This window comes from Streptomyces mutomycini, from assembly GCF_001700505.1.
Lineage (GTDB): Bacteria > Actinomycetota > Actinomycetes > Streptomycetales > Streptomycetaceae > Streptomyces > Streptomyces mutomycini.
Window position 1 is genome coordinate 1 of record NZ_MAPV01000259.1, and the last position, 5,316, is coordinate 5,316.

The following is a 5,316-nucleotide window of genomic DNA, read 5'->3' on the forward strand; positions in this document are numbered from 1 at the left end:
GCGGAATGGGAGCGCGCGGAACTGCCCCCGGCATGGCTGGAGGGCATCGGCACCGCCTGGCACGCGTCGGACGCCCCTCCCGCCTGACCCCCGCACCCCGCACCCCGCCCCCCGCCCCCCGCACGAGCAGTGCGACGCGGGGCACCCACGGTTCGCAGGTGTCCCGCGTCGGCGGTGGAGCCCGGGGCTCAGCTCAGCGGTTCGATCCGGATGTCGCGGAATCGCACCTTGTTCCCGTGGTCCTGGAGACGGATCGCTCCGGCCGACGGCCCCTCCGGCACACCCGCACCGGTCGGTCCGTCGATCGCGATGTCGTCGTGGACCTTCTTGCCGTTCCACACCACCGTCACGCGCGCGTCGGCGGTCTTGTCGCCGCTGTCGTCGAAGCGCGCCGCGCGGAACGTGACCTCGTACGTCTGCCAGGTCTCCGGGGCGGTGGCCGGGTTGAGGTCCGGTGCCTTCTTCTGGTAGATCGCCCCGGCCTCGTTCGTGTCGGGGGTCGTGTCACCGTACGAGTCGAGGATCTGGAGCTCGTAGCGGTCCTGGAGATAGATGCCGCTGTTGCCGCGGTCCTGGCCGGTGACGTCGTCAGGCAGCAGGGGCACCCGGAACTCCAGTCGCAGCTTGAAGTCCTGGTAGGCGTCCTTGGTGCGGATGTCACCGCAGCACACCTCCATCGACCGCTCCGGGGCCGGCGGCCACTCGACTCGCCGGCCGTCCGTGTGCTGCCACTGCTCCTGGGAGGCGGTGGTGCCGTCGAAGAGGGAGACGGGGGCGCCATGGGGGAGCACGGTGATCAGGTCGAGGTTGACGTGTCCGGTGTCACCCGGATCCACGCGGTAGGAGATGGTGTTGGGCCCGGCGTGCAGGCGGATCCGCTCGGTCCGCGTCGACCAGGCGTCCCAGGTGCCGGTCGAGGCGAGTTCGGTCTGCCCCAGCTTCTTCCCGTTGACGTGGAGGGAGAGGGACTTGGTGCCCCGGAACGGGTCGGGGCCGTTGGAGTAGCGCAGGTTCACGTCGTACTCGCCGGCCTTGGCGGCCAGCACGTCGAAGGTCGTCGCGGCCTTGCCCTCGGTGCTGTAGTTGTCGACGAAACCGCTGCCCGAGTAGCCGGAGTGGTCGGTGTCGACGCCGGCCGCTCCCGTGAGCCGCGCCTCCTCCGCCTCGTACAGGGTGGCCGGCGGCGGCTGCTTGCCCGGCAGCGTGTTGAGCGTGTACCAGGCCTCCGTGCTCCACAGTGCCTCCCCGGACGCGGAGGCGAAGGGACGCGGAGAGCGCAGGTGCACGACCCGGCCGGGCTTCAGCCCGTCGAGTCGCAGCCGCACCGTGCGACTGTCGTCGGCGAGGGTCGCCGAACGCACGGCGAGCTGCTCCTCGGCGATCTTCGGGCCGCCGTAGTCGGACGTCGGGGTGTAGCGCCACTGGTCGGCCCGGTAGCGGGACGTCAACTGCTCCGCGGTGGCCTTCGAGAGCGGTTGGGTGTACTCCAGGTCGAAGCCGCCGGGAACGGCGCGCATCTCCTTGATGTCGAAGGTGTTGCCCCCGTTCGGCGCGAGCTTCTGCAGCCCGAACTTCAGCTTCCCCTCCTGTCCCCAGTTGCCGTCGGCGCCGAGACCGCCCGCGTATATCGCACCGTCGGGCCCCATGGTGATGCGGTTGACGCCGGCTTCGAGTCCCTGCGTGTAACGGAACACGGCCCCCTGGTACTGGCCCTTCACCTTTTCCAGGTAGGCGCGCTGGAGTCCCCCGTAGGTGACGTCGCCGATCAGCATCTGGCCGGCGAACCGGCCCTCCGTCAGGTGCAGCGGTGTGCTGGGCGAGTTGGCTATCTCGTTCTGGGGCAGCCAGAGCACCGGCTGGGTGACGGGCTGGGCGTCGAACGGGCCCGACGGTTCGGTGTAGTGGTTGAAGAATCGGTTCTTCTTGATCTGGACGAGTTTCGACGCGGGCAGCCAGCCACCCTGGTTGTCGGTGGTGAAGATGTCGCCGCCGGGGCCCCTGCCGATCCCGTTCGGGGTCCGCAGGCCGCCCGCCACCGGCTCGATCCTGCCCGTCTTCTTGCTGACCTTGTACGTCGCCCCGCGGCCCGGCGCCGGCTGCGGAACGGTGGTCGCGCCGCCGTAGTTGATGGCGACGGACAGGTTCACGTAGAAGTGGCCGTCACGGTAGAGCAGCCCGAAGGCGAACTCGTGGAAGTTCCCGCCGTACGGCCAGGTGGCGACCGTTCGGTATTCGTCGGTGACGAAGTCCCCGTCCGTGTCGACGAGTCGCGTCAGCTCGTGTTTCTGCGAGACGTACAGAGATCCGTCGACGTACTTGATGCCCATGGGCTCCCGGAGACCCTCGGCGACCTTCTTCACCGTCACCTGTTCCCGGCTGGTGTCACCCGTGACATGGTCCAGGAGGTACACCTCGCCCGTACGGCTCTCGGATCCACCCCACGTGGAGAGTGCCAGACGTCCGTCAGGCAGCCAGTCCATGCCGGTGACCTGCGGTTCGAAGCCGTCCGGGCGCAGATCGGTGAGGTCGAGGTCGGGGCGCACACCGGCGAGCGGCAGACCGTCGCCGGGGCTGTCCGCGCCGGATTCGCACTCCTTGCGGCCGGGCGCGGTGACCCGGACGACCTCGGCGTCCGTGCTCAGGGCCTCGCGGGGGACGACTCCGAATTCCTGCGCGCCCGGCGGCCTCCACGCGAGCGTCAGCTGCTGCTCGCCGCCCCGCTCGAAGTAGTCGACCTTGAACGGGTGCGACCCGGCGTTGAGCTGGACGGAACCGTCCTTGGGCTCGGCGCCGTGCAGGCCGTCGTGGTCGATCACCTCACGGTCGTCGATGGTGAGCCGCGAGCCGTCGTCGCTGTTGAGCCGGAAGGTGTACGTCCCGTCGGCGGGGACGACCAGATAGCCGGAGGCCTCGGCCACGAAGTTGTCGGCGAAGCCGCCGAAGTCGTCGACCGTCGACCAGTCCACGGTCGACATCAGCTTGTCGTGGTTGGGCGTCTGGCCGGGTTTGAGCGTACACAGGGAGCTGAGTGGCACCTGTGTGTCGAAGACGCGCAGGGTGACGCCCGGTTCCTGGGGCGGGATGGCGTCGGGCGCGGCGGCGGCCGGGGGGCCGGCCCAGACGCCTCCTGCGAGGAAACCTCCGACGAGCAGGGTGGTGAGTCGTCTCCGGGCACGTAGAAGCAGCCGTGGATGCATGGGTCCTCCAGAAGGGGGTCGCACTCCGGTCGGGCTGTACTGAACCGCGAAACAGCAATACGCCTACGGTGGCGCCGCAACGCTAGGGGACTTCTGCTGAGGAAGTCCATACTTTGTCATCTGTGAGTTCAAAGTTCGGCCCACACCTTCGCGGACCTGCGGCGGGTAACGCGAAAGGGACGGGGGTACGGCTCTGCGCCCCCGGCGCGGACCTTCGCAGGCCTTACGGCAAGACCGTTGCCGCCGTAGCGGGCTGACGGCGCGGCAGGACCGGCCGGTACCGGCGTGGACACATCATGGCTTTCCGGCCTGGGTCCGGGGCAGCCTCGTGGCCCCGGCCGCCGCGAGCACGCAGAAGCCGAACACCCACCAGAAGGTGTCGGCGAAGGCCGAGGCGATGTCCGGACCGCGCGCGGAGAGCCTGCTCTGCAGGACCACGGCGAGCGTGGCGGTTCCCAGCGAACCGCCGACCGTGCTCAGCAGGTTGAGCGCACCGGACGCACGGGGCAGCTGTTCGGGCTCGATGCGGCTGTAGACGATGTTCATCACGGGTGCGCCGACCATCGCCATGCCGAGGCCGCGGACGGCGAGAGCCGTGACGATCGCGGCGTCCGGCAGCTGGTGGCCGAGCTGCGTGAACGGAACCGTGCCCGCAAGGATCAGGCCGACGCCCGTCACCACCAAGGTCCGCGGCGCGACCTTGTCGATGGTGCGGTTGACCAGCACCGATCCGACCGCGGCACCCAGTCCCTGGGGGGCGAGCAGCAGCCCGGCCTCCCAGGCCGACAGCCCGCGGTCTGTCTGGAAGTACAGGGGCAGGAGGAACATCGTGCCGAAGACCGACGCACCCAGTACCAGCAGCGCGAGCGCGGCGGCACCGAAGGGGGGCCGGGTGAACAGCCGGGGGTCAACCAGCGGGGTGAGCCGGGTCCGCAGGCCGTGCACGGTGAAGCCGGCCAGCATCGCGAGCCCGGCCGCGACACCGGCCACCGCGGGGAGGGTACGGCCGTGGGCCACCTCGGTCAGCCCGTACACCAGCACGGCGAGTCCGGGCGAGAGCAGCAGGGCCCCCCGCAGGTCGAACGCCGTCCGCCGGGTCGACGGCGGCACCGCGGGCACATGGCGGCGGGCGAGCAGGACGACGGCCAGCCCGATGGGCAGGTTGACCAGGAAGAGCCACGGCCACGGCGCCACGCTGAGGATGGAGCCGCCGGCCATCGGGCCGAACACCGGGGCCAGCAGGGGGACGACGGCGACGACGCTGATCACCCGCCCGATTCGGGTGGGGCCCGCGACCCGGGCCAGCAGCGCCTGCCCGGTCGCGGGCAGCAGCCCGCCGCCGAGGCCCTGGACCACGCGGAAGACGATCAGGCTGGTCACCGACCAGGCCACCGCGCAGAGGACCGAGCCCAGCAGGAACACCCCCACCGCGACGAGCCACGTCCGCCGCCCGCCGAACCGTCCGGCCAGCCAGCCGGACGCGGGTACGGCGGCGACCACGGCGAGCAGGTAGGCCGTGGTGACCCACTGGATCTCCGCCACGGAGGCGCCGAACTCCTCGGCCAGGGCGTCGACTCCGACGCTGACGATGGTGGCGTCCAGCGAGGCCATGAAGGTGCCGAGCACCAGGATGTACGCGACCCGCATCAGCTGCCGGTCGATCCGCTCGGCGGACGGCGCGACGTCTCCGCTCGCCGGTCCCCCGCTCATCGGTCCTCCAGGAGCTCGCGTACGTCGTTGTCGAGGTGCTTGTCCATGGCCCGGAGGAGATCGAGCAGCTCCTCGGCGAGCCCGTCGGTCTCCACTCCGGCGCGATGGGCGAGCACCCCGGTCCAGCCGTCGCCGTCGGGCATGACCGTCAGGGTCACCGGGTGGTGGGTGGCCTCACGGAAGCGGGTTCCGACGACTGTGAGTCCTGGTGCGGGTTCGCGCAGGCGTTCCGGGTCGACGGGGTAGTTCTCGAACACCACCAGGCTGTCGAAGAGCCTGCGCCGCCCGGTGAGCCGTTCCAGGTCGGACAGGGCCACGTGATGGTGCTCCACCAGGGCCCGCTGCCCGGCCTGGAGTCCGGCGAGCGCGTCCGCGAGGGTGCCTTCGAGCCGTGCCCGTACGGGCACGG

At 70.6% G+C, this 5,316-nt stretch carries 2 protein-coding genes and 1 pseudogene; all 3 read right to left on the reverse strand.

The genetic code is table 11. The features are described from left to right. Positions 1-188: 188 nt before the first annotated feature. Entirely contained in the window at positions 189-3,197 is a 3,009-nt protein-coding gene (locus tag BFF76_RS28765) for a 3-keto-alpha-glucoside-1,2-lyase-like domain-containing protein (RefSeq protein ID WP_065849389.1), read from the reverse strand. Between the two features lie 294 nt (positions 3,198-3,491). Beyond that, positions 3,492-4,907, reverse strand: coding sequence for an MDR family MFS transporter (locus tag BFF76_RS28770; protein WP_065849390.1), 1,416 nt, complete (start codon positions 4,905-4,907; stop codon positions 3,492-3,494). Then, positions 4,904-5,316 (reverse strand): annotated as a pseudogene (locus tag BFF76_RS28775) (hypothetical protein); the annotation flags it as partial. The pseudogene BFF76_RS28775 and the gene BFF76_RS28770, both read right to left, overlap by 4 nt.